Annotated in this window: 11 protein-coding genes; 5 read left to right on the forward strand and 6 right to left on the reverse strand. The window is 65.9% G+C overall.

Annotation, left to right across the window (positions count from 1 at the left end):
* Positions 1-50: 50 nt before the first annotated feature.
* Entirely contained in the window at positions 51-458 is a 408-nt protein-coding gene (locus ACQP1G_RS10200; RefSeq protein WP_433201371.1) for a hypothetical protein, read from the forward strand.
* Between the two features lie 61 nt (positions 459-519).
* Here the strand turns inward: ACQP1G_RS10200 and nrdF are convergent, their stop codons facing one another.
* Positions 520-1,482: a class 1b ribonucleoside-diphosphate reductase subunit beta gene (gene nrdF / locus ACQP1G_RS10205; RefSeq protein ID WP_433201374.1), complete on the reverse strand. Its 963-nt coding sequence runs from the start codon at positions 1,480-1,482 to the stop codon at positions 520-522.
* 467 nt (positions 1,483-1,949) lie between these two features.
* On the opposite strand from nrdF, the gene ACQP1G_RS10210 reads away from it, so the two are divergent.
* Both ACQP1G_RS10210 and ACQP1G_RS10215 read left to right on the forward strand, forming a co-directional pair.
* Entirely contained in the window at positions 1,950-4,070 is a 2,121-nt protein-coding gene (locus tag ACQP1G_RS10210) for an MMPL family transporter (RefSeq protein WP_433201377.1), read from the forward strand.
* A gap of 86 nt (positions 4,071-4,156) precedes the next feature.
* A complete protein-coding gene (locus tag ACQP1G_RS10215; RefSeq protein WP_433201380.1) occupies positions 4,157-4,561 on the forward strand; it encodes a DUF7144 family membrane protein in 405 nt (134 codons plus the stop codon).
* Between the two features lie 67 nt (positions 4,562-4,628).
* Here the strand turns inward: ACQP1G_RS10215 and ACQP1G_RS10220 are convergent, their stop codons facing one another.
* Entirely contained in the window at positions 4,629-5,564 is a 936-nt protein-coding gene (locus tag ACQP1G_RS10220; protein ID WP_433201383.1) for a dioxygenase, read from the reverse strand.
* Positions 5,565-5,784: 220 nt separating this feature from the next.
* Here ACQP1G_RS10220 and ACQP1G_RS10225 point away from each other — a divergent pair, with 220 nt between their 5' ends.
* Positions 5,785-6,072: a hypothetical protein gene (locus ACQP1G_RS10225; RefSeq protein ID WP_433201386.1), complete on the forward strand. Its 288-nt coding sequence runs from the start codon at positions 5,785-5,787 to the stop codon at positions 6,070-6,072.
* Positions 6,073-6,149: 77 nt separating this feature from the next.
* On the opposite strand, the gene ACQP1G_RS10230 is transcribed toward ACQP1G_RS10225, so the two are convergent.
* The 4 genes from ACQP1G_RS10230 to ACQP1G_RS10245 form a co-directional block, all read right to left on the reverse strand.
* Entirely contained in the window at positions 6,150-19,544 is a 13,395-nt protein-coding gene (locus ACQP1G_RS10230; RefSeq protein ID WP_433201389.1) for an amino acid adenylation domain-containing protein, read from the reverse strand.
* A gap of 241 nt (positions 19,545-19,785) precedes the next feature.
* The gene (locus ACQP1G_RS10235; protein ID WP_433201392.1) at positions 19,786-20,244 is read right to left on the reverse strand and encodes an AMP-binding protein; all 459 of its coding nucleotides are present in this window, start codon (positions 20,242-20,244) and stop codon (positions 19,786-19,788) included.
* Positions 20,245-20,838: 594 nt separating this feature from the next.
* Positions 20,839-21,957: an ABC transporter substrate-binding protein gene (locus ACQP1G_RS10240; protein WP_433201395.1), complete on the reverse strand. Its 1,119-nt coding sequence runs from the start codon at positions 21,955-21,957 to the stop codon at positions 20,839-20,841.
* A 138-nt stretch (positions 21,958-22,095) separates the two neighbouring features.
* Positions 22,096-22,899, reverse strand: a complete 804-nt coding sequence (locus ACQP1G_RS10245) for a VOC family protein (RefSeq protein ID WP_433201398.1) — start codon at positions 22,897-22,899, stop codon at positions 22,096-22,098.
* 297 nt (positions 22,900-23,196) lie between these two features.
* On the opposite strand from ACQP1G_RS10245, the gene ctaD reads away from it, so the two are divergent.
* On the forward strand, positions 23,197-24,939 hold the full coding sequence (gene ctaD / locus ACQP1G_RS10250; RefSeq protein ID WP_433201401.1) for an aa3-type cytochrome oxidase subunit I: 1,743 nt from the start codon (positions 23,197-23,199) through the stop codon (positions 24,937-24,939).
* Positions 24,940-25,063 lie beyond the last annotated feature (124 nt).

Genomic DNA, 25,063 nt, shown 5'->3' on the forward strand with positions numbered 1-25,063 from the left:
AGCGGCGCGCCGTTCGGCGTGTCCGCTGCCGCGGGCTCAAAGTGCAGCCGTTGTCAGAGCCGACCGCTATTGTCGAACACGCTTTCGATATTGCGGCGGACAAGGGGAGGGCTCGACCTATGAGTGGCAACGAGAAATCTCTTGGGCAGCGGGTATATGAACTCGAACTCTGGCGAGATCACCAGATCACCCGGGATACTGTGACGGTGACGCAAATCCACGAGCAACTAGCCGCGCTGCACCTCGGCATGGCCGACGTTCGTGCGAGTATCGGCGATCTGGATGGGAGATCGGTTGCGTCGCGCCTGATCTCGATGAGTGTCGACATCGGCAACGTGGCGTCGCATCAAGATGTGATGGATGGTCGACTGGGATCGCTGGAGTCTGATGTCGGGACCCTGAAGTCCGATGTCGCTCAGATCCTGCGGATTCTGCGGGAGCCCAAGGGCGACAAGTAGTTCGAGATATGAGAAATCCGGCTCGATCTGGGGATCGAGCCGGATTTCGTTGTGGCGGGCGTCAGAACTCCCAGTCTTCGTCTTCGGTGTTGACGGCCTTGCCGATGACGTAGCTGGAGCCGGAGCCGGAGAAGAAGTCGTGGTTTTCGTCGGCGTTGGGGGACAGTGCCGAGAGGATGGCCGGGTTGACGTCGGTTTCGTCCTTGGGGAACAGGCCTTCGTAGCCGAGGTTCATCAGGGCCTTGTTGGCGTTGTAGCGCAGGAACTTCTTGACGTCCTCGGTGAGGCCGACCTCGTCGTAGAGGTCCTGGGTGTATTCGACCTCGTTGTCGTAGAGCTCGAAAAGCAGCTCGAAGGTGTAGTTCTTGAGGTCGTCGCGTTCGGCCTGGCCGAGCAGTTCCAGACCCTTCTGGTACTTGTAGCCGATGTAGTACCCGTGCACCGCCTCGTCACGGATGATCAGGCGGATCAGATCGGCGGTGTTGGTGAGCTTGGCTCGCGAGGACCAGTACATCGGCAGGTAGAAGCCGGAGTAGAACAGGAAGCTCTCCAGCAGGGTGGAGGCCACCTTGCGCTTGAGCGGATCGTCGCCGCGGTAGTACTCGAGCACGATCTCGGCCTTGCGCTGCAGATTTCGGTTTTCCTCCGACCAGCGGAACGCGTCATCTATCTCGCGGGTGGAGCAGAGTGTCGAAAAGATCGAGCTGTAGCTCTTGGCGTGCACCGACTCCATGAACGCGATATTGGTGAGCACCGCCTCCTCATGCGGAGTCACGGCATCCGGGATCAGGCTCACCGCGCCGACCGTGCCCTGGATGGTGTCCAGCAGCGTCAGGCCAGTGAATACCCGCATGGTCAATTGCTTCTCATCGGTGGTGAGGGTGTTCCACGACGGAATATCGTTGGACACCGGCACCTTCTCGGGCAGCCAGAAGTTGCCGGTCAGGCGATCCCAGACCTCGGCATCCTTCTCGTCGGGCACCCGATTCCAGTTGATCGCCGACACCCGATCGATCAGTTTCATCCTGCCTCCACACCCTTCCCGAGCACGCTGCCGTCACGGAATTGCCTACCCCTGAACACTACTCCTTGGGGGTGACAAGTCCATGCAGCACAACACCTTGTGTCGCAGCGGTATCTGTCACCATGGCGCAGAAAGGCCGGTGACCACCGCGTGCGGCACCCATTGTGCGGCACGCGGCGCGAAATCCGCGCATCGATACCGGCGCCGCCATCGTGGTCGCCGACCGTTTGCCGATCGGCACGCCGAGGCCGGGTTCGCCGAGGACACCGTGGTCCTCGCGCCGGTATCGGGATTGCTGTCGCCGCTGGGGGAGTCCCGCTGTGAACCCGGCCCGGTCGGCTACCGTGCGGAGTGGGCGCAGCGTCACATTTTCGCTCGCGGATGTCAGAACCCGGCAGTAGCATCGGTGCCAGCCGCTAGCGCCTGCTAGCAGGTCGCTAGCACAGTGTGGTGACCGAGGGGACCCGATGTCCGCACCGACCGATCCGGATATGACCGATCTGCTCGGCAGACTTTCGCGCATGCCGTGTGGCCGCCGGAGCAAATGGGTGGTGCTCGGCGTGTGGATCATCGCGCTGCTCGCACTCGGCACCTTCGCCGGAAAGCTCACCGGCGCGCAGAAGAACGACAATGTCACCTGGCTGCCCGACAGTGCCGAATCCACGCAGGCGTTCAAGCTGGCCGAGAAGTTCGGCAATAGCGACCAGGTGCCGGTGGTGCTGGTGTACGAGCGCAGCAGCGGGGTCACCGACGCCGACCGGCTCGCGGTCGGCGCCGACGCCACCCGGTTCCGGCAGATCGAGCATGTGGTGGCCGATAAGGTGCTCGGCCCGATTCCGTCCAGGGACGGTCAGGCGCTGGAGATTCTGGTGCCGATCTCGATGGGGTCCGAGGGCTGGAGCCGACTGATGAATGTGGTCGGCGCGATCAATGACGCGGCGGGCGAGCGACCCGACGGATTGTCCTTCTACGCCACCGGACCGGCCGGTTACGCGGCCGAATTCGGCAAGGCGTTCAAGGGTATCGATGGTTTGCTGCTGTACGCGGCCGCCGCGGTCGTCATCGTCATCCTGCTGGCCACCTATGGTCCGATGCTGTGGGCGCTGCCGTTGCTCACCGTCGGCTTCGCATTGGCGATTTCGCAGGCGGCGGTATTCGGCGCGACCAAACTGGGGCTGACGGTCAATGCGCAGAGCCAGGCCATCCTCACCGTGCTGGTCTTCGGCGCGGGCACCGACTATGCACTGCTGCTGGTGGCGCGCTATCGAGAGGAACTGCGCCGCCATCCCGATAGACACGAGGCGATGGCGGTCGCACTGCACCGCGCCGGGCCCGCCGTCCTGGCCAGCGGCTCCACTGTGATCGTGTCGATGCTGGCACTGTTGGTGGCGGAGATGAACTCCACCAAGGGCATCGGGCCGGTCTGCGCCATCGGGATCGCGGTGGCGCTGCTGGCGATGTCGACGCTGCTGCCCGCGCTGCTGGTGATCGTCGACCGGTGGATATTCTGGCCGCGTCACCCGAACTTCGGCACTGTCAACGAGACCGAATCCGGTATCTGGGCGCGCGTCGGATTCGCGATCAACCGACGCCCGCGCACCGTCTGGATCGGCACGGCACTGGCACTGGGCGCGCTCGCGCTCGGCGTCGCCGGGTTGGAGGCGAACGGCATCGCGAATAAAGACGCCTTCGTCGGCTCCTCCGATGCGGTCACCGGAACCGAAGTGCTGGAACGACATTTCGAAGCGGGTACCGGTACGCCGGTCATGGTCGTCGCTACCTCCGCCCATGCCGATGCCGTCGCAGCGGCATTGGGATCGACACCGGGCATTACCGCGCCGACGCGGCCGATCAGCAACGACGATCTGGTCTATCTGGAGGGCACGCTCTCGGATCCGCCGGACAGCAGGGCCGCCGACGCCACCATCGATCGGGTGCGTGCCGCCGTGCACGCGGTGGATCCGCAAGCCAGGGTCGGCGGCCAGACTGCCGTCGTATTGGATATCAAACGCGCTGTGGCACACGACAATCGGATCATTGTGCCGGTGGTGCTCGTCATCGTGATGGCGATCCTGATGGTGCTGCTGCGCGCGGTGCTCGCGCCGATTCTGCTCACCGCGACCGTGGTGCTGTCATACTTCGCCGCGCTCGGGCTCAGCCGCTGGATCTTCGATCTGGCCGGATTCCAGGGTGCCGACGCGGGACTGCCGCTGCTGGCGTTCGTCTTCCTGGTGGCGCTGGGCATCGACTACAACATCTTCCTGATGTCGCGGGTGCACGAGGAGGCGGACAAGCATCGCACCAAGGCGGGCGCGCTCATCGGCCTGGCCGCCACCGGCGGGGTGATCACCTCGGCCGGACTGGTGCTGGCGGGCACCTTCGCGGTCTTCTCGACGCTGCCGGTGGTGACCTTCGCCGAGATGGGCATTGTCATCGCGGTCGGCGTGCTGCTCGATACGGTGATCGTGCGTTCGATCCTGGTCACCGCCCTGACCCTGGATATCGGCGATCGGATCTGGTGGCCGGGTGCGCTGGCCCGACCCCGTGCGGTGGCGGCTCCCGAACCGGAGGCCAGTCTGGCCAAGTGACCCGCCGATGCGCTCCGTCGTTTCGAGCATGCTGGGGGTTACCTTGGGGCCGTCGATTACCACGCGTTTCGGAAGGAGTGTGTGTTATGACCAGTTCCGGCCCGGCGAAGACCGGACCCGCGCTCAATGACATGACGATCTTCGCGGGCGTTCTGATCCTGATCACCGGCATTCTGCATCTGCTCGCCGCCGTCGCGGCCATTGGCAAGCGAAATTTCTTCGTGCTGACCGAAGACCAGGTCTTCCAGGTCAACGTCGCGACGTGGGGATGGGTCCACCTGATCATCGCGGTGCTGATCATCATCGCGGGCATCGCCATTGTCACCGGACAGAAGTGGGGCTATCTGGCGGGCATCGTGATGGCCTCGATCAGCCTCCTGGACAACTTCGTGTTCGCGCCGATCTACCCGTTCTGGTCGTTGGTCATGATTGCCCTCGATGTGGTGATCATCTGGGCGCTGGCGCGGCAGATAGCATCCGAAAACGTATAGTTGCGCAATGGGTTTCGCGTTATCGGCCCCCGATCCGTCAGGTACGGAACGGGGGCCGAGCGCTTGCTCACTCAGCGCGCGGAGGTGGTCCGCCCGGCCCGCCGGTGCCGCCCTGGCTCGGCGGCATCCCGGCACCGCCGCCGGACTGGGTGTTCTGTGACTTCTCCGCAACGCCGACGGTGATCGATACGGCCATACCCGAGGCCGGAGTGCCTGTGACGGTGGCCATTTCGGCGTCCCAGCCGTCACCGAAGACATTGTCCGAGGACAGCGAAATCTGGGACAGGTTGCTGATGCTCTGCGCGTATCCGGAGTCGGCGGCGAAAACGGTGTTGCAGGCGTCCTGCGGCAGTGCGATCTGTGAGGTGAGTCGTGCGTTCTGCCCGGCGACGGCGGTGCTCAGCGAGTCGTAGACCTCGAAGTGGATATGCGGCCAGCGGCCGGAATAGCAGGCCGGGAAGATCGAAGTGAAGCTCACCTCGCCCTTGGCATCGGCGACCTGGACGCCGCGCAAGTAGTTCTGGTCGGTGATGCCCTTGCCGTAGAGCGAGTATTCGCCCGAGCGGTCACAGTGCCATATGTATACGGCCATGCCCTCGGCCGCGGCGCCGCTGTTCGCGAGGTCGCGCAACGAGAGCTTCAGCGTCATCGGAACACCCTGTGCGACACCGGAATACGAGCCGAAGCTGGTGGTGATATCGGATCGGACCACGCCGGATTCGATCAGTACATTGGGGCCGTTGGAGCCGTCGCCCGGGTAGGGGCCCGCGGTCTCGGGTGGTGCGGCGGTGACCGTGCTGCTCGGTGCGGTGCTCGTCTGCTGCGCGGTGGTGTTCGCGCTGGTGGTCGGCGCCGACGAGCAGCCCGCCGCGACAGTCGCCGCCCCCGCGGCGCCGAAGAAGTACAGGGCGCGGCGGCGTGACATCACCTTCAAGTCGTGGGCGAGGCCGAGATCGTGTTCGTGTACCTCGCCGTCGCCGCGGTGTGCGGGATGTGCGCTCACTGCGTTGTCCTTACCGTTGTCGGGATTGCTCTGTCCACGGTGACGTTATGGATGGGGGCTAGGGGCCGTATGGGGGCTGGCTATGTATGCGCTGTGAGTGGTGTCTCCGCCTATCGTTTGCGTGGATTCCCCCGCTGTGGCATTCTTCATCGCAGTTCGGGGGGTTCTCATCGGGGGTATCACCCAACTCTGTTGTTTCCGTACATGATTGGGGATATCCATGAACCTGGATTTCAGTGCCGACCCGTTGTTCTCGTGGTACGTGATTCTGCTGCTCGTCAGCGGAATCGCGTTGATCGCCATGAGTTACTTCAAGACGCAGAGCGCGGGCATGCGCGCATTCGACGCGATCGTCGGCGTCCTATTTTTCGGATACGGCTTCTACCTGGCCTTCTTCTTCGAAGGCGGCACCTATTTCCTCGTCTTCAAAGCATTCATCCTGCCCGTGATCCTGGTATTCCAGTTCTTTAAATCGCTGTGGGCATCGAATAACGCCAGCCGGTTGTAGAAGTCGGCACGAGGCACCGATTCGAATTCTGGTCGATCGGTCTTCGGGCGGCAATTCGATTGATTCGGATACGGCGTTCAATCGGTTGTGGCGGTTCTCAATTGGTCGTCCAGGACGGGTGCGATGATCGAGAGCGCGTGGGGTGAGGTCAGTTCGTTGTGGGTCAGTTCGATGTCGTGGTTGATGACGCGGCCGGTGGCATAGGGACGCCAGCCGTCCGGGCCGACCATATCGGAGGTGTCGACGGTGGCGCTGAAATAGAGCAGGTCGCCGTCGTAGACCGGGCGGTGGTATCCGGTGCGGGTACTCGCGGCCGCGTTGTAGGAACCCGCCATGCGCTCGATGATCTCGGCATCGATGAACTCCATACCCAACCGGGCCTCGATGAGGTCGGCCGCTTCCTGCGCGGTCGCCTCGGCGGGGATATCGTCGATGCCGAAGATCGAGCCGAAGGTATTGACAAAGGCGCCCGCGGAGAGCCGTTCGATGGTGTCGCTATCGATATCGGCGTGGTCGGTGTCCAAGAGCGCTACGACGCCGACGGTTTCGCCCGCCGCCTGCAGTTTCGCCGCCATCGCGTGGGCGATGATACCGCCGAAGGACCAGCCGAGCAGGTGGTACGGCCCGGTCGGCTGGACAGCGCGGATTTCGCGAATGTACCGGTCGGCGAATTCCTCGATGGAGCGCGGCGACGGTTCGCGGCCACTGAGATCCGGTGCTTGCAGACCGTAGATCGGGCGCCCCGGTCGCAGCCGCTCCGCCAATCCCAGGTAGCTCCACGACATGCCGGAGGAAGAGTGGATACAGAACAGTGCCGGATCGCTGCCGCCGAGTCGGATCGCAAGCAGCACGTCGAGGCCGAGTCCAGCTGGGGCGGTGGTAGTTTCGCGTGCCGCTGCCTGCGCGGCCAAGGCCGCGGTTTCGTCCGCGGCGGCCCGCTGCGCCGCGGGAGTCTGCGCGAAATGGGCTGCCGCACCGAGTACATCGGCCCATAGGGTCGCCAACTCGGCGACCTCGGCGCGGCCCAGGAGTGTTTCGGGGAAGCGGAGATTCGCGTGCAACCGATCGTCGATGACGACGGCGGTCACCTCGATAGCGGATGTGACCGGGACGTCGGGGTACTCATCGGCGCGCAGCTCACCGAATTCGTCGGTGGGCGACCAGCCGAGCCCTTCGAGTCCGGCCGGAATATCGCCAGCCGAGCGCCGACCCAGGTATTCGAAGCTGATCTGGCCCGGCGGTCGGGATGGAAGCTGTTCTACCACGGCATCATTGAGGTAGCGCAGCTCGCCGAATCCGATGCCCCGGTCCGGTACCTCCAGCAGCTGATGTTTGATCGCGCGCAGCGCCGCGCCCATGGCCGCGCCACCCGCGCAGGCGTCGTCGATATCGATCTCGGCCAGATCCAGCCGCACCGGATAGACGGGGGTGAGCCAGCCCAGAGTCCGATTCAGGTCGGCGCCCGGAATCGCGTTCCCCGGTCTGCGATCGTCTGCCAAGCGCAGCACGGCCGTCAGTTCGTCCACATTCCGGCCTGCGCGCCACCGAACCAGCGCCAAGGCCAACGTGGCGAGCAGGGTATCGGTGCCAGCGCCGTGCAGCAGCCGAGGCAGGGTGGTGAGCAGCGCCGCGGTTGGCTCGGCGGAGAGTTCGAGTTCGACCGAGCGCAGTGTGTGCGCCCGGTCGATCGCCGGATCGAGTTCGCGGGAGCCGACCAGCGGATCGGGACCGGAGATCACCCGGTGCCAATGGTCGAGTTCGGTGATACGGCGGTCGGTCTGCGCGTCCTCGACGAGGGCGTAGGACCACCGGCGCATCGACGTGCCGTTCTCGGCCAGCACCGGTGTACTCCCGACCGACACCTGCGCCCATGCGGCGATCAAGTCCTGCACCAGAATTCGCCAGGACGCGGTGTCGATGGCGAGCCGGTGCACCACCACGAGCAGACGGCCCGATCTCGTTCTGGCCCCGGCATCGCCGACCGGATCGAGCCAGACACACTGCAGCACAATGCCATTCGCGAGGGAGAGCCGGTCCGCCGCGGAATCCAACTCGGTCACGGCGTATTCGCGCAGATCGAGTGAGTCGGCAGCGGCATCGAATTCGATGCGGTGCACCAGCGCGTCGACGTCGACCGAGCCGGGTTCGTCGATCCGAAATTGCCAGCCGTCCTCGGCCTGCCACAGCCGCGAGCGCAGCACGTCGTGCCGGTCGACCACCGCGGCGAGGGTGGCGACCAGCTGGCCGCGCTCGATACCGACCGGAAGTTCCAGCACCGCGGTCTGCGCGCAGCGGTCGAAGTTACCGCCACGGTCGACCAGATGGTGCACATTCGGGGTGAGCGGCAGTTCGCCGATACCACCGCCGGGCAGTTCATCGAGTGTGACGACCGCGCCAGCGGCATCGACGGCGGCGGCCAACGCGGCCACGGTGCGATGTTCGAAGATCTGCAGCGGCGTGCAGTGGATGCCGCGCAGTTTCGCGCGAGATACCAGCTGGATCGCGAGAATGCTGTCGCCGCCGAGCGCGAAGAACGAATCATCGACGCCGACCTTCTCGCGGTGGAGGAGTTCGGCGTAGATCTGCGCCAAGACTTCCTCGGTCGCTGTCGAAGGCGCGCGGTATTCGGTCTCCTCGACGACGAATACGGGTTCCGGCAGGGCTTTTCGGTCGAGCTTGCCGACGGCGTTGAGTGGAATGGCATCGAGAATGACGAAGGCGGCGGGCACCATATACGCGGGCAGGGCATCGGCGGCGGCCGCGCGCACGCGCGCGATATCGAGTTCGGCACCGGGCTTGTGGACGAGATAGGCCGCCAGCGCGGTCGATCCGGTGGGACCGGGAACGCCGAGCGTCACGGCGAAGTCGACCCCGTCCGCGCGGCCGAGCACTGCATCGATCTCACCCAGTTCGATGCGCTGGCCGCGCACCTTGACCTGGAAGTCGGTACGGCCGATGTACTCCAGCTCCAGGTCGTGCCTGGTCGCGCGGGTCCAGCGCACCAGATCGCCCGTGCGATACATGACTTCGCCGGGCTCGCCGAAGGGGTTGGCCATGAACCGCGCCGCGGTCAGGCTCGGCCGGGCGTGATAGCAGCGGCCGAGTGCGGGTCCGGCGAGGTACAGCTCGCCGGCGACGCCGACGGGCACCGGGCGCAGCCGGTCGTCGAGGACCAGTACGGCGGCGCCGCGAATGGGCGCACCGATGGTGACCGGTGTGCTCGCGACCAGCGGCGCGGAACCGGTTGTCCAGATGGTGAATTCGGTGGGACCGTACAGATTCACCATGATCCGGTCGGTGCACCAGCGCTCGACAAGTTCGGCGCCGACTGCCTCGCCCGCGACCGAGAGCACCCGCACACTCGACACCTCGGCGGGATCGATCGTGGCCAAGGCCGACGGCGTGATCACCATATGTGTGACCTGTTCGGCGGCGATCAGTTCGGCGAGTGCGGTGCCGCCGAAGACCTCCGGCGGTGCGACCACCGACGCGCCACCGGATCCGAATGCCATGAGCGCCTCGAAGATCGATGCATCGAAACTCGGTGAGGCGACCTGCAATACCCGGGAGTCGGCGTCGACACCGAGTGACTCCCGTTGTGCCGCGATGAGATCGGCGATGCCGCGATGGGAGACGGTAACGCCCTTCGGTGTTCCGGTGGAACCGGAGGTGTAGATCATCCAGGCCGCGTTGTCGGGACGGATCGGCTTCGGTGACAGGGCCGTATCACTTGCCGCCTGCTGGCGTGCACTGAATGCGGCGTCGTCGAGGACCAGCCATTCGGTGCTGTCGGGCAGCAACGGCCGATAGGCGCTGAGTGTGAGTCCGACCCGTGCACCCGAATCCGTGAGCATGTGATCGATTCGATCCACCGGATGTTTCGGATCGACCGGCAGGAATGCCGCGCCGACCTTCGCGGCGGCCCACATGCCGGTGAGCAGTTCCGCGGAGCGGGGAAGACCGAGTGCGACTACGGTTTCCGGGCCGATGTCGGCCTCGAGCAGGAGTCGGGCCAGCTGGTTCGACTGGGCGTCGAGCTCTCGGTAGGTCGTCGTTCGACCGTCGGCGACCACTGCCGGGCGGTCCGGATACGACATGGCGGATGCGGCGAGTGTTCGGGCGAGCGTCGTCGTCCCCACGGTCCGCGGGCCACGTACCGGAACCAGCTGTGCGCGTTCGGATTCGTCGAGAATATCGATATCGGCGAGGCGCAGATCGATATCCGAGACGACCGCGGCGAGCACGCGACGCCACCGCGCGGCGAAGGTCGCCACCGTGCTCGCATCGAAAAGATCTGTCGCATAGGTCACTACGCCGTCGACACCGTCGGGGCCGTCGGCGCTGAAACGCTCACGCAAATCGAGCGTCAGGTCGAACTGCGAGGCACCGCGATCGAAATCCTCGATCTCGAACCGCAATCCGGGCAGTTCCAGGACCGGTTCGACGAAGTTCTGCAGTGACAGCGATACCTGGAAGATCGGGTGGTGCGCGGTCGACCGGGTGGGGTTGAGCACCTGGACGAGTCGCTCGAAGGGCACGTCGGTATTGCCGAACGCATCCAGATCCGCGGCCCGCACGGTAGCGAGGAACTGACGGAACCCGGTCCCCGGGTCGACCGGGGTGCGCAGCGCGAGGGTGTTGACGAACATGCCGACGAGTTCATCGAGTGCTTCCTCGCCGCGACCGGCGACCGGCGTGCCGATCACGACATCGTCGGTGCCGCCGAGCCGCGCAAGCAGCACCGCGAGCGCGGCGTGCACGACCATGAATACGCTCACATTGTTCGCGGCCGCGAATTCGACGATGGCGCTGTGCAATGGCGCGTCGAGGGTGAAATCGACGTCGGCGCTGCGCATCGACTGTACGGCTGGGCGCGGGCGGTCGGCGGGCAACTCCAGTAGATCCGGTGCACCGACGAGAGTGTCGGTCCAGTACCGGATCTGGTGTGCCGCCATCGATTCCGGATCTGATTCGTTGCCGAGCAGTTCCCGATGCCAGAGGGCGAAGTCGGCGTATTGCACGCCGAGCGGCACCCGGGCCGTGTCGGCCCCGCTGGTTCGCTCGGAGTACGCGGCAACCAGATCGGCCGCCAGTGGGGCCATCGAGGCGCCATCGGCGCTGATGTGGTGCACCACGAGCACGACGACGTGCACGTCGGCCGGTGTGTCACCGGCGGCATCCGATATCGCGACGACGGAATCCGAGACCGACGCATCCGTGGCGGTGTAGCTGGAAGACACCGGAGCCAACCGCGCGGAGGCACTCGATGACACCGGTGGGACGCCAACGGACGGGCTCGAGTGGACCGGAGCGATCCCGGCGGAGTGATCCGCCGCCTCCGGCACACCGCTGGCGGAATAGCTCGATGCGGCAGCGCCCGGTGCCACGATCCGGAACAGTCCGACCCGCACCGGCGGTTCGGTGGCGAGATCGAATCCCGTGGCTGCCAGCTCGTTGATCCGAGCACGCAATGGCGCACCGTCTTCGGTGTCGAGCACCGGCATGGTCGGCGCGGCCACCTCCGCGCCGACGACCACCTGGCGTGGCCCCTCGGCGTCGACCGGATACAGCGTGCGCAAGCTCTCGTGTCTGCCGATCACATCGGCCATCGCCCGGCGCATCGCATCGATATCCAGGTCGCCGGTGAGTCGCAAAGCGACCGCGATGTTGTAGGCGGATGAGGTCGGATCCATTCGATTGAGCACCCACATACGTTGCTGGGCCGGGGACAATGGAATTCGGTCCGGCCTGATCCGTGGTGCCAGGGCGAACCGGCCCGGTTTGCCGTCCGTGGCCGGGATCACCCGCGCGGACAGCAGCGCGACGGTGGGCGCATCGAACAGATCGCGCAGCGCGATGGTCGAGCCGAGGGCCGAATTGATCCGTGCGACAACCTTGGTGGCGCTGAGCGAGTTGCCGCCGAGTTCGAAGAACGACTGATCGACGCTCACCTGTTCACTGCCGAGTACGTCGGCGAATACCTCGGCGACGGCTCGTTCGACGGATGTGCGCGGGGCGAGATACGGTCGTTGCTCGGCCGAGAAGTCCGGCACCGGAAGGGCTTTGCGATCCAGCTTGCCGACCGGCGTGAGCGGAATCTCGTCGAGCACGACGAGATAGCCGGGCACCATATAGCCGGGCAGTTCGGCCGCCACCTGAACCCGCAGCCGCTCGGTGTCCAGTTCGGTGCCCGCGGTGGGCAGCACATAGGAGACCAGCACGGTCGCGCCAGCCGGTCCCGGTAGGCCGATGGTCACCGCGTATTCGACCTGCTCGTCGTGGGAGAGCACCGCATCGATCTCGCCGAGTTCGATACGCAGCCCACGGATCTTGACCTGGAAGTCGCTGCGGCCCAGGTACTCCAGTTCGAGCGTATCGTTCGCTCCGATCATCCAGCGGACCATATCGCCGGTTCGATACATCCTTTCCCCGGCCGGGCCGTACGGATTCGCGATGAAACGTGCCGCGGTCATCTCGAACCGATTGAAGTAGCCGCGGGCCAGCCCGGGACCGGCCAGGTACAGCTCACCCGCGATGCCCACCGGAACCGGGCGCAGCCAGGTGTCGAGCACCAGATTCGAGGTACCGCGGATCGGCCCACCGATGCTGACCGGTTCACCCGGCAGCAGGTCGGCGCCGGTCGCCCAGATGCTGAATTCGGTGGGGCCGTACAGATTCACCATCCGCCGCTCGAGCGCCCAGCGGTCGATCAGTTCGGGGGTTGCGGCCTCGCCCCCGACCGAGAGCACACGCAGGTCGGGGAGGTCGGTCGGTTCCATGGTGGCCAGCGCCGACGGCGTGATGATGGCATGGGTGACCCGTTCGCTGCGCAGCAGATCCTCGAGATCGCTGCCGCCGTAGACATCCGGCGGCGACACCACCAGGCGACCACCCGCCGAATGCGCCATCAGCAGCTCGAAGACCGATGCGTCGAAACTCGGCGAAGCGACCTGCAGCGCACTGATCGTGGGATCGAGGTCGAGGGTCTCCCGCTGAGAGGTGGTCACATTCGCGATGCCGCGGTGGCTGAGCAGGACGGCCTTCGGCTTACCGGTGGAACCCGAGGTGTAGATCAGATAGGCGGTCTGGTCGAGATCGATGGGGCCGCCGCGCTCTTCGTCGGTGATGGGTGCGTCGGAGACGAGCATGACCCGTCGAATCGTGTTCAGGTCGTCGAGCAGTAGCCAGTCGATGCTGCCGGGCAGCGTTTCACCGGTCGCGGTAACCGTCACCCCGATCGGGGCCTTGGAATCGGTGAGCATGTGCTCGATCCGGTCCACCGGATAGCTCGGATCCAGCGGTGCGAAGGCCGCACCGGTCTTGGCGAGCGCCCAGACGGCCACCACAGATTCCAGTGATCGGGTGAGTGCGAGCACGACGAAGATCTCCCGGCCGACACCGCGCCCGAGCAGTACCCGGGCGAAGCGGTTGGACCAGGCGTCGAGTTCGCCGTAGCTCATGGAGAGATCGCCCGCGGTGATCGCGATGGCATCCGGATCGATGCGCGCGCCCGCCGAGAGCAGTTCCGGAAGTGTCTGCGGCGGAACCGATTCCGCGCCGCGCACCGGAAGTAGGGTGGCGAGTTCGGAGTCATCGCAGTATTGCAACTGGGAGACAAGGGCATTCGGATTGTCGGCGAGTTGGGTCAGCAGCCGGACGAAGCGATCCAGCAGTGGTTGTGCCGCAGTGGGATCGAGCTGGTCGGCCATGAATTTCAAGGTGATGCGCAGCGTGTCGTGCCCGTCGTCGCCGCGCAGCGGAATGACCATGAGGTTCAACGGGTAGGGCGTCGCGTCGGTGCCCTCGATATCGAGTACCCGCATGCCCGCGATATCGAGCGCCTGCGACAGCGCCTCCCGGTCGATCGGATAGGACTCGAATACGGTGAGCGTGTCGAAGAGTTCGGCGAGGCCGACGGCCCGGTGGATGGCGGCCAGTCCGACATGCTGGTGATCCATCAGGCGCGCCTGCTCGGCCTGGATGCGGGCCAGCAGGTCGGCGATCTTCTCTGCGGGGTCGAGCTGAATCCGCACCGGGAGCGTATTGATGAACAGCCCGACCATCTCTTCGACGCCGGGCAGCTCCGGTGGCCTACCGGATACCGTGCCGCCGAACATCACATCCGTGCGCCCGGTCAGCATGGCGAGCAGCATTGCCCATCCGGCCTGCACCATCGTATTCACCGTCGCGCCGGATTCGCGGGCCGTGGCCTCCAGCCGCTCGACCGTCGCGCGGGTCAGGTCGTGCGAGATCATCCCGGTCTCGGTCGATTCGATCCCGGCCAGCGTCGGCACCGCGCGCGTGGGCGTATCCACGCCAGCCAGCGACTGCGTCCAGGCCGCGAGTGAGGCGTCGTTGTCCTGCTCGTCGAGCCACGTCAGGAACTCCCGGTACGAGTGCGCGGGCGGCAGTACGGAGGTATCGCCCGCCATGACGTAGAGCGTCAGCAGTTCGCGCACCAGCAGCGGCGTCGACCAGCCGTCGAGCACCAGATGGTGATTGGTCATGACCAGCCGATAGGTATCGGCCGCGGTGCGGATGAGGGTGAAGCGGACCAGCGGTGGGCGGGCGAGTTCGAATCGGGTGCGGGCATCGAGGGCGATCAGGCGGTCCAGTTCGCGGTCGCGTTCTGCGGCATCGGCGATATCGGTGAGATCCACATCGTGCCAACGGATTTCGGCATCGGCGAGGACGAGCTGGCGCGGACCGTCGTCGGTCTCGACGAAAGCGACGCGCAGATTCTCGTGCCGTTCCAGCAAAGCTTGTGCCGCACTGCGCAATCGGGCGGCGTCGACGGTGCCCGCCAGGGTGAGCAGTGATTGGACGGTGTAGCCGTCGGCGGTATCGGAGTCGTAGAGCGCGTGGAAGAGCAGGCCGTATTGCAGCGGCGAAAGCGGCCAGACGTCGGCGAGATTCGGGTAGGCGTCTTCCCAGCTCTCGATCTGTTGTTGCGACACCGCGATGAGTTCGAAGTCGGACGGGGTGCGTCCGCCCGCGCCCGGCGTGCTGGCATATGTCGCGAGTGCCCGCAGTGCCTGCGACCACAGCTCGGCGAGTTCGCGGACATCCGCTTCGTCGAGCAGCCGCGAGGCATAGGCCCAGGTGACTTCCAGGCCGATATCGGTGAGCACGGCGTTGATATCGACGACCGCGGCGAGCGGCGCCGACTCGTTGTGCGTCGCCGCGAAACGCTGTGGCAGCCAGGCTCCCGCGTGCCCGCCGGTGAGCGCGCGGCCGAGATAGTTGAAGCTGAGTTGCGGAATCGGCGCATCCGCCAGGGCGGCCGCGGTCTGCGGATGCTGATAGCGCAGCATGCCGTAGCCGATGCCCTTATCCGGCACCGCCCGCAGTTGCTCCTTGATCGTCTTGATCGCGGTGCCCGCCGCGTCACCACCGGCGAAGGCGTCGTCGATGTCGATGCCGCTCACATCGAGGGCCACCGGATAGATGCTGGTGAACCAGCCGACCGTGCGGGCGATATCGGCACCGGGCAGGATCGTCTCGGAGCGGCCGTGGCCTTCCAGGGTGAGCAGCGCCGTGCCGCGATCACGCCAGCGGCGCATCGCAAGGGCGAGTCCGGCGAGCAGTACATCGTCTGCGCCGCAATGGAATTGGTCCGGCAGGCTGGCCAGTACGGTGTTCGCGATATCCGGGGCAACGGTGGTCCGGCACTGACCCATGGACGCAACGACGTCGACTGCGGGATCCTGCGCCGCCGAGCCGATGATCGGATCCGGGGTGGCCAGAATTCGTTGCCACAGTGGCAGTTCGGCGGTCCGTTCGGCCGCCTGCTCCGCCTGGCCGTGTGCCCACCGCCGGAAGGAGGTGCCGACGGGCGCGAGGGCGCCGCCCGCTGCCGCGATCGCCAGGTCGGGCAGCAGAATTCGCCAGGAGACGCCGTCGGTCACCAGATGATGCAGCACCAACCAGCACAGTGGATCGGCCCCCGCCCGCTCGATCAGCACGAAGCGTGCGAGGACGCCCGCCTCGGGATCGAGCAGATCCGCCGCTTGCTGCAATTCGCGATCGTAGGTGTCGTCCGGGTCGGCGTCGGCGGTGACTACATCGACCAAGCGGTCAGTATCGATCGAACCCGGCTCGGCGACAACCCATTCCCAGCCTTGTTCGGTGTGCCGCAGGGTGGAGCGCAGTACATCGTGATGGTCGATGAGCGCTCGGACCGCGGCGCTGAGCTGGTCGCGGTCGAAACCCCCTGGCAGACCGATCAAAACGGCCTGACCGAAGCGGTCCCAGGTCGGCCCCTGCTCCACCATGGCGTGCACGATCGGTGTGAGCTCCACGGGTCCGACCCCGCCACCGGGCAGTTCGGTCACCGTTTGCGCCCGCACCTCGGTCGCGATCGCCGCCAGCGCGGCAACGGTTTTGCGCTCGAATACATCTCGTGCGCTGAAGCCGATCCCGGCGGCCTTCGCGCGCGATACCAGCTGAATGGAGATGATGCTGTCGCCGCCGAGTGCGAAGAAGCTCTCGTCGACACCGACCGTATCGAGTCCGAGAACGTCGGCGAACAAGGCGGCCAGCGCCTCCTCGCGCGGCGTCGACGGAGGCCGGCTCACGACGGTTCGGACGCTGAAATCCGGTGCGGGCAGTGCCCTGCGGTCCACCTTGCCGAGCGGCGTCAGCGGAATGCTGTCGAGCACCATGATGACCGAGGGGACCATGTAGGCCGGAAGTGTTTCACCGGCAGCGGCTTTCAGCGCCTCGGGGTGAATCTCGGTGCCTGGCTCGGCCAGAACGTATGCCACCAGCGCGGTCGCACCGGTGGCGGTCTCGGCGCCGATGGTAAGTGCGAAGTCGACATCCGGATGCCGTTGCAGTGCAGCATCGATCTCGCCGAGTTCGATGCGGAACCCGCGGACCTTGACCTGGAAGTCGCTGCGGCCCTGGTACTCCAGTTCGTCATGTGCGGTCCAGCGCACGAGATCGCCGGTGCGGTACATCCGCTCGCCCGGTGCGTACGGGTTGGCGACGAAACGGCTGGCGGTCAGTCCGTTGCGCTGGTGATAGCCGCGCGCGACGCCCGCGCCGGCGAGGTACAGCTCACCGACCGCGCCGCGCGCGACCGGCCGCAACCACGGGTCGAGCACGACTGCGGTGACGCCTCGTACGATTCTGCCGATGGTGACCGGCCCGCCGGGGCTCAGTGGTCCGCTCAAGGTCACGGTGACGGTGGTTTCGGTGGGCCCGTAGCCGTTCAACAGCACCCGCCCGGACCAGGTGGCGGCCAGTTCCGGCGGGCACGCATCCCCACCGACGATGATCGTGTGCAGATCCGGCAGCGCCGCCGGATCCAGCGATCCCACCACCGTCGGCGTGACATTGAGATGGGTGACCCGATGCGCGCGCAGGACTTCCGCCATCTCCTCGCCCGCATACGCCGACGGCGGCACAACGGCGAGTGTCGCACCCGCCGCGAAGGTGACGAAGATCTCCTCGACCGAGATATCGAAACTGGGCGAAACCGCATGTGCGACTACGGAATCGGCAGTGACACCGAATCCGGCGCCGGAACCGGTGACCAGATTCGCCAGGCCGCGATGCGATACGAGCACACCCTTGGGCAGCCCCGTCGATCCGGAGGTGTAGATGATGTACGCGATCTGATCCAGGTGCACCGGCCGGTGGCGTTCGGCATCGGTGATCGCCGCCGAATCCTGCGCGTCCACGGCGTCGCCGGTCGCGTCATCGTCGAGCACCAGCCAATTCACCCGGTCCGGCAGTGACTTTCGCGCTGCGTGCACGGTTACACCCGCGACGACACCGCTGTCGCCGACCATATGCTCGATCCGATCGGCGGGATAGGTGGGGTCGATGGGGACGAATGCCGCTCCGGATTTCGCCACCGCGAGCGTCGCGAGGACCGATTCGGCCGAGCGCGGAATCGAAATCGCCACGGTGCGTTCGGGTCCGGCGCCCGCGGCGATCAGTACGCGGGCCAGGCGGTTGGTGTATTCGTCGACCTGACGGTAGGTCATATGGGTATCGCCGCACAGCAGCGCCATCGCCTCCGGGGCGAGTGCCGCACCACCCGCGATGATTTCGGGAAGTGTGCGCGGTGCTACTGCCGCGGGTCCGTGTGCGGGTACCAGTCGATCCTGCTCGTCCGCGGAGATGACCCGGACGGTAGCGAGCGGCGCATCCGGACCTGCGGCGAGGAACCCGTGCAGGAACATCAAGAAGCGGGCATGGTGTGCCGCCAACTCATCTGTGCTGTAAAGGTTCCCGTTGCCCTGCAGATCGATGTGGGTGCTCTCCCCGCCCACCCCCGGATACAGGTTGACGAACAGATCATCGATCAACCCGGAGGTCAGCACGTGCAGACGTCCGGTGACCGAGCCGAGCTGAATCCTGGTGTCCACCATCATCAAATTGACGGCAGGACCGAAGGACACCGCCTCGTCCATCGACCAGCCGAGATCGCGGACAATATCCTCTTGCCGGTAGCGCTGCCTGCGCAGCGCCCCGGTCAGCTCGCTTTGCGCGGCTCGGATCACATCGCCGACGGTGGTGGTGGGTGTCAAAGTCAGACGCAGCGGAACGACATTGGCGACCATGCCGCCGGAGCGGCGCAGCGCTGCCGTGGTGCGCGCCGAGACCGGAAGGCTCAGTACGACTTCGGGCGCACCGGTCATCGCGGCGAGATAGGCCCCGAACGCGGCGACGATGGTCGGCGCGGCACCCGAGCCCGCCGCCTTCGCAACGGCATCGAGCAATTCGGCCGTTTCGGCGGGCAGCGCACCCGAGACCCGGTTCGGATGCGCGTCGACATCGGCCGCGCGACCCGCGAGATTGACCGGATCGGCCATCCCGGCCAGATGTTCGCGCCAGTACTCGCGGTCCGCCGCGAATCGGTCCGAGCTGCGGTACGCCAGATCGGCATCGACGATCTTCCGCAGCGGTTCGGCCTTGGATACGGGTGGCTCCCGGCCCTCGATGACCGCGTTATAGAGCTCGCCGGTGCGCTGCACCAGGGCCAGCGCGCCCATGCCGTCCAACACGATGTGGTGCATGCGCGAATACCAGAACCAGCGGTCCTCGGCCAGCCGCAGCATGACCACCGCGACCAACCGGTCGCGCGTCAGATCGAGCGGCGCGGAATACTCCTTGCGCATCCAGGCATGCGCCGCCGCCTCCGGATCGGGCTGATCGCGCAGGTCGATGAGGGTGATTTCGTCGACCAGGGTGGTGTCGACGAACTGGTACGGCTGACCGTCGATATCGAGCAGCCGGATGTATCCGGTCCCGAGTTCACGTCCGGTCCGGCGGGCGGCTTCGGCGAGGGTATCGAGATCGAGTGCGCCGACCAGTTCGACGTACTGCGCGATCGAGATGGGCGTATCGCCCGCGATGTGCTGGGCGAACCAGATGCCGCGCTGGGCTGCCGACAGCGGGAACGCGCTGTCGGGCGCTGCGGTATCTGTCTCGGCGTTCGAAGAAGATGGTTGATGCATCAGCACACCTGCGTTCTGACGTCTGGCGCGGTTTTGCACCGCTGGTCCCGACCGTCGCGTAGTAGCAAGTTCATTTTGGACTGGTGCCGAGCCCACCGAGGCGTATTCACAACACTGTTGTTCGATCCGCGGCGCTCCCGAGTCCCTGCGTGGTTACGCTGCGCTACCGCCTCCGGGCCGGTCGCGCACGCCGCTGCGCGCCCGAACTCTGCCGGTTCGGGCGCGCAGGCTGAATACCAGGTCAGGCGGACTTGCGTGCAGCCAGCCGATCGGCATCGGTGATCGGTGCGTCCGAGCTGACCAGGTAGCGCTGCAGCGTCGAGCGGTCGTCCAGGATCAGCCAGTCGATGGTGTCGGTGAGCTCGGGACGGCGGGCCTTGGTGGTGACGCCGAGGTGTGCGCCGGGAACCGCGGCCGCATCGTCGGCCAGCGTTATCGGAGTGGCGCCGAGCTTCACGACAGCGGATGCGGCAACCGTCGCTTCGATCTCGGGCTCGATCGCCAGTGCGATCCGTGTGTTCGCGGCCGCGCCGCGGGCGATCAGCACCCGGGCCAGCCGGTTCGCCCAGCGATCGGCCTCGACATCGGCGAGCGCCCCGGAGTTGGTGGAGACCGCATTCCGATCGAACTTGACCACGGTCCGCAGGCGCAGCTGCATCTGGATGACGTTGTCGGCGGGCGATTCGATCAGTGTGCTCATTGTGTGTCCCTCGCAGGTTCTGTCGGAGGTGCTCTAGGTACCTCTCTAATCTCGCTGTCGGGAGGGATTGGCGACAGCTACCCAAGCGCTGGTCGGCGCACACCGAGGGTGATCGAATACCCACCCAAGGTGTGTGCGCTTGATCGGACCGACGAAGCTACTCGCAACGATCACGGAGCGAGTCTTGTGAGCGGGGGGTTTGTGGCCGTCTCGTGTGCGAGTTGTCGAAGCGATGCGCCGCAGGCACGAGTCTCGACCGCTGGGCCGGTATACATCCAGTGCCGAATGATCCGTCCATCAGCGACCATCACGGAGCGAGTCTTGTGAGCGACCCGTTCGCGGCCGTCTCGTGTGCGAGTTGTCGAAGCGATGCGCCGCAGGCACGAGTCTCGACCGCTGGGCCGGTATACATCCAGTGCCGAATGATCCGTCCATCAGCGACCACCACGGAGCGAGTCTTACGAGCGACCGTTCGCGGCCCGTCTCGCGTCCGAGTCGTCGAAGCGATGCGCCGAAGGCGCGAGTCTCGACGGCTCGGACGCGAGACCAAGGGGGCCGCGAACCCGCCGCGCCCGCGCGGCCAATAACAGAGCCTCAGTCGGTGACGAACCCGTTGAGGCTGCCGCGCAGATCGGCGAGCAGGGCGCGGGCCGCGGTGAGGCCGTTGCCGTGCCAAATGGTGTCCTCGACCGCGAAGACCCGCTTATCGGTGGCGGCGCCGAGGTCCTTCCAGGCATCGCCGCGCAGCACCGTCTTGCCGTGCTGCTCGCCCGACTCGCCAGCGAAGATGACATAGATGATGTCGCCCTCGGCCTTGATCAGGTCTTGTTCGGTCACGTCGAAGGAGGTACCGCGCTGCATGGTCGGGCGTTGCACACCCACGTCGGCGAGGATCTGGCCCGCGAAGCTGTTACTGCCCTGGACCTGATTCCGATCGGCGGTGAAGCGGACCACCGAGGCCTGAGTCTGGCTGGCGGCCAGCGCATTACCCGTTTCCTTGGCCTCGGCGCGGTAGTTCTCCAATGCGGTGGCCGCGGCTCCGCGGCGGCCGAGACCCGCTGCGAGCGTGGTGAATTCGGCTTGCCAGCCGCTACCGGGATCGGCGAGCACGGTGGGTGCGATCGCCTGCAGTGCGGCGAAACCGCCTGGGCCAGCGGACGTATCGCCGATGATGAGATCGGGATGCAGGGCGGTGATCTGTCCGAGATCGGGCTGTGCGGCCGAACCGACCGCGGTAATCTTCAGCACGCCGTATCCGAGATACGTCGGTTGCGGGCGCGGTCCGTCGATCGGGGCCGCGCCGACCACGCGCTCCCACAGACCGACCGCGCAGGTGGCGTCCAGTGCCGAGGTGGACAGCACCACAACGCGCTGCGGATCGGCGGGCACCTCGGAGGTACCCGCGGCGTGAGTGACGGTGCGGGTCTTGCCGCTCGACGGATCGGGCGCGCTCGGCAACGGGCACGCCTGCGAGGTGTCGCGGTCCAGTCCGACCACGCCGGCACCCGCGATATTCGTCGTGGTGCGCACGATCGAACTGGCGTCGTCCTGCTGACTGCAGCCCGCGACGAGCAGTGCGGCGCAGAGTAGGGCGACCGCGGTCCCCCGGTGCCGGACCACGCGATTCCAGGCGGTGCCGTATCGGCTTCCAGCGACCGGCAAGCAGTCGTCAGGGGTGCGGTTTCGGGTGCGAACAAGGGCGCTCACCGGCATGCGGGTGAGGGTACCGCGTGCCACGGGGTCCGGGACGCGAGGCCACCATGGCGCACCCGTCACGTCCGGACATTCGGCCGTGACCGCACGGAATCTCGCTATCGGACAGATGATTCCGCGCGGTCGGCCGCCCCTGGCTCACTTGACGTCGGCATTGCCACCGATGCTGAACCGAGCACCGGTGGGATCGGCGACCTGAGCCATCCGGCCGTACGGTGTGTCCTCCGGCGGGGACAGCACCGTACCGCCCAACTCGACAACCGCGGCCGCGGCCGCGTCGACATCATCGGCGCCGAAATAAACGGTCCAACCCGCCGGTACCCCCTCGGGCAGGAAGGCGGAGGCGTCCATGACACCGCCGAGCATCGGGGTGGTGGCATGAATGGTGGTGTAGCGGAACTCCGGAGTGTCGGCGATGGTGAAGGTATCGCTCCAGCCGAAGACGTCGCGGTAGAAGGCGAGTGAGCCCGCGTAGTCGCGGGTGTGCAGTTCGAACCAGGACGGGGTGCCCGCATGGTCGCTCCACGCGCCGCCCGAGACCGTGCCGATGCTCTCGAAACCGCTGAATTCGCCCGCCTGCCAAATGCCGACGCCGGCGCCGCCGACATCACCGAGCACCGCCATTGCGCCGAGATCGCCGACATCCATCGGCGCCACGACGACCGCGCCGCCGTGTGCGACGGCCGCGTCGGCGGTGGCCTTGGCATCGGGTGCGGCGAGGTACACGGTCCATTGATCGGGTCCTTCGGCACTGTCGGCCGTCTTGCCCATGCCGCCCGCGACGGCCTTGCCGTCCTTGCGGAAGGTGATATAGCCGCCGAACTCCTCGCCCGCGCGCTCGGCGGTCCAGCCGAACAGCCGGCCGTAGAAGTCGATGGCCCGATCGGGATCAGAGGTGTAGAGGTCGACCCAGCAGGGGTCGCCGATCTTCGGTGCGGTCATGAATGGTCTCCTCGGAGATAGCACGGGTGGAACACTGTCACCGATTGAGACGTCGGCCGCTCTGGAAAGTCATCGGTAGTGACTGCTTGCAGGTCACAACCAAAAGGTCGGCTAGTTGTGCGGGCAACTGGACCGGACGACGAAATACGACACAGAGTAGGACCCGTGCGGAATGCTGCGGCAGCAACGTTTACGATCTCAGGAGCGCAAGCGAACTCCTCGTCTGCTCCCGGTAGTGGGACGGATGCGAGCAGCGGAGCCTGCGGAGCGACCTAAAGGCACCTTTCAGGAGGATCAGTGACTGCCGTAGAGCCAAAGCCAGTCCCTCAGTTGGAAGCGACTCGGCCGTATCCGGCTCGGACCGGGCCGAAGGGCTCGTTCATCGTCAAGATGGTCACCACCACCGACCCCAAGGTCCTCGGTGTCATGTACCTGACCACCTCGATGGCGTTCTTCCTCATCGGTGGTCTGATGGCCCTGCTGATGCGTGGTGAGCTGGCCCGTCCCGGTCTGCAGTTCCTGTCTACGGAGCAGTTCAACCAACTGTTCACCATGCACGGCACGATCATGCTGCTGTTCTACGCGACCGCGATCGTGTTCGGCTTCGCCAACATCATTCTGCCGCTGCAGATCGGCGCCCCCGACGTCGCCTTCCCGCGACTGAACGCCTTCAGCTACTGGCTGTACGCATTCGGCGCGACCATGGCGACCGCGGGCTTCATCACCCCCGGCGGCGCCGCGGACTTCGGCTGGACGGCGTACGTGCCGCTGACCGACATCCTGCATTCGCCTGGCGTCGGCACCGACCTCTGGATCCTGGGCCTCGCGGTTTCGGGTCTGGGCACCATCCTCGGTGGCGTCAACATGCTGACCACCGTCGTCTGCCTGCGTGCGCCGGGTATGACCATGTTCCGGATGCCGATCTTCACCTGGAATATCGCCGTCACCAGCGTCCTCGTGCTGCTTGCCTTCCCGCTGCTGACCGCCGCGCTGTTCGGCCTGGCCTACGACCGCCACCTCGGCGGCCACATCTACGACCCGGCCACCGGCGGCATCCTGCTCTACCAGCACCTGTTCTGGTTCTTCGGCCACCCCGAGGTGTACATCATCGCGCTGCCGTTCTTCGGCATCGTGTCCGAAATCTTCCCGGTCTTCTCGCGTAAGCCGATCTTCGGTTACACCACGCTGGTCTACGCGACCCTCGGTATCGCGGCGCTGTCGATCGCGGTGTGGGCGCACCACATGTACGCCACCGGCGCCGTGCTGCTGCCCTACTTCTCGTTCATGACCTTCCTGATCGCGGTCCCGACCGGTGTGAAGTTCTTCAACTGGATCGGCACCATGTGGCGCGGCCAGCTGACCTTCGAAACGCCCATGCTGTTCTCGATCGGCTTCCTCGTCACCTTCCTCTTCGGTGGTCTGTCGGGTGTCATCCTGGCCTCGCCGCCGCTGGACTTCCAGGTCACCGACTCGTACTTCGTCGTGGCGCACTTCCACTACGTGCTCTTCGGCACAATCGTGTTCGCCACCTACGCCGGTATCTACTTCTGGTTCCCGAAGATGACCGGCCGCATGATGGACGAGCGCCTCGGCAAGTGGCACTTCTGGACCACCTTCGTCGGCTTCCACACCACCTTCCTGGTGCAGCATTGGCTGGGCGCCGAGGGTATGCCGCGTCGTTACGCCGACTACCTGCCCTCTGACGGATTCACCACGCTGAATACCATTTCCACGATCGGTGCTTTCATCCTCGGCGCGTCGATGCTGCCGTTCATCTGGAACGTCTTCAAGAGTTACCGCTACGGTGAGGTCGTCACCGTGGACGATCCGTGGGGTTACGGCAATTCGCTGGAATGGGCCACCTCCTGCCCGCCGCCGCGGCACAACTTCTACGAGTTGCCGCGGATCCGGTCCGAGCGTCCCGCTTTCGAGCTGCACTACCCGCATATGGTCGAGCGAATGCGGGCCGAGGCGCACGTGGGCTGGGGCTCGGGCAAACATGCCACCGAGGTGCATGAAGGCGCCTTGGCAAAGCACTAGCGTTTCGATCGACGAGTGTGCACCTGCTGGTCATCAGCGGGTGCACACTCGTTTGTGCAGCGGAACATCGACCGAAGTGTTGCGACATCGGGGTCCAGCACAGCCTCGGCACTCAACTAACTTT

It is taken from the genome of Nocardia sp. CA-107356 (assembly GCF_050946365.1).
Lineage (GTDB): Bacteria > Actinomycetota > Actinomycetes > Mycobacteriales > Mycobacteriaceae > Nocardia.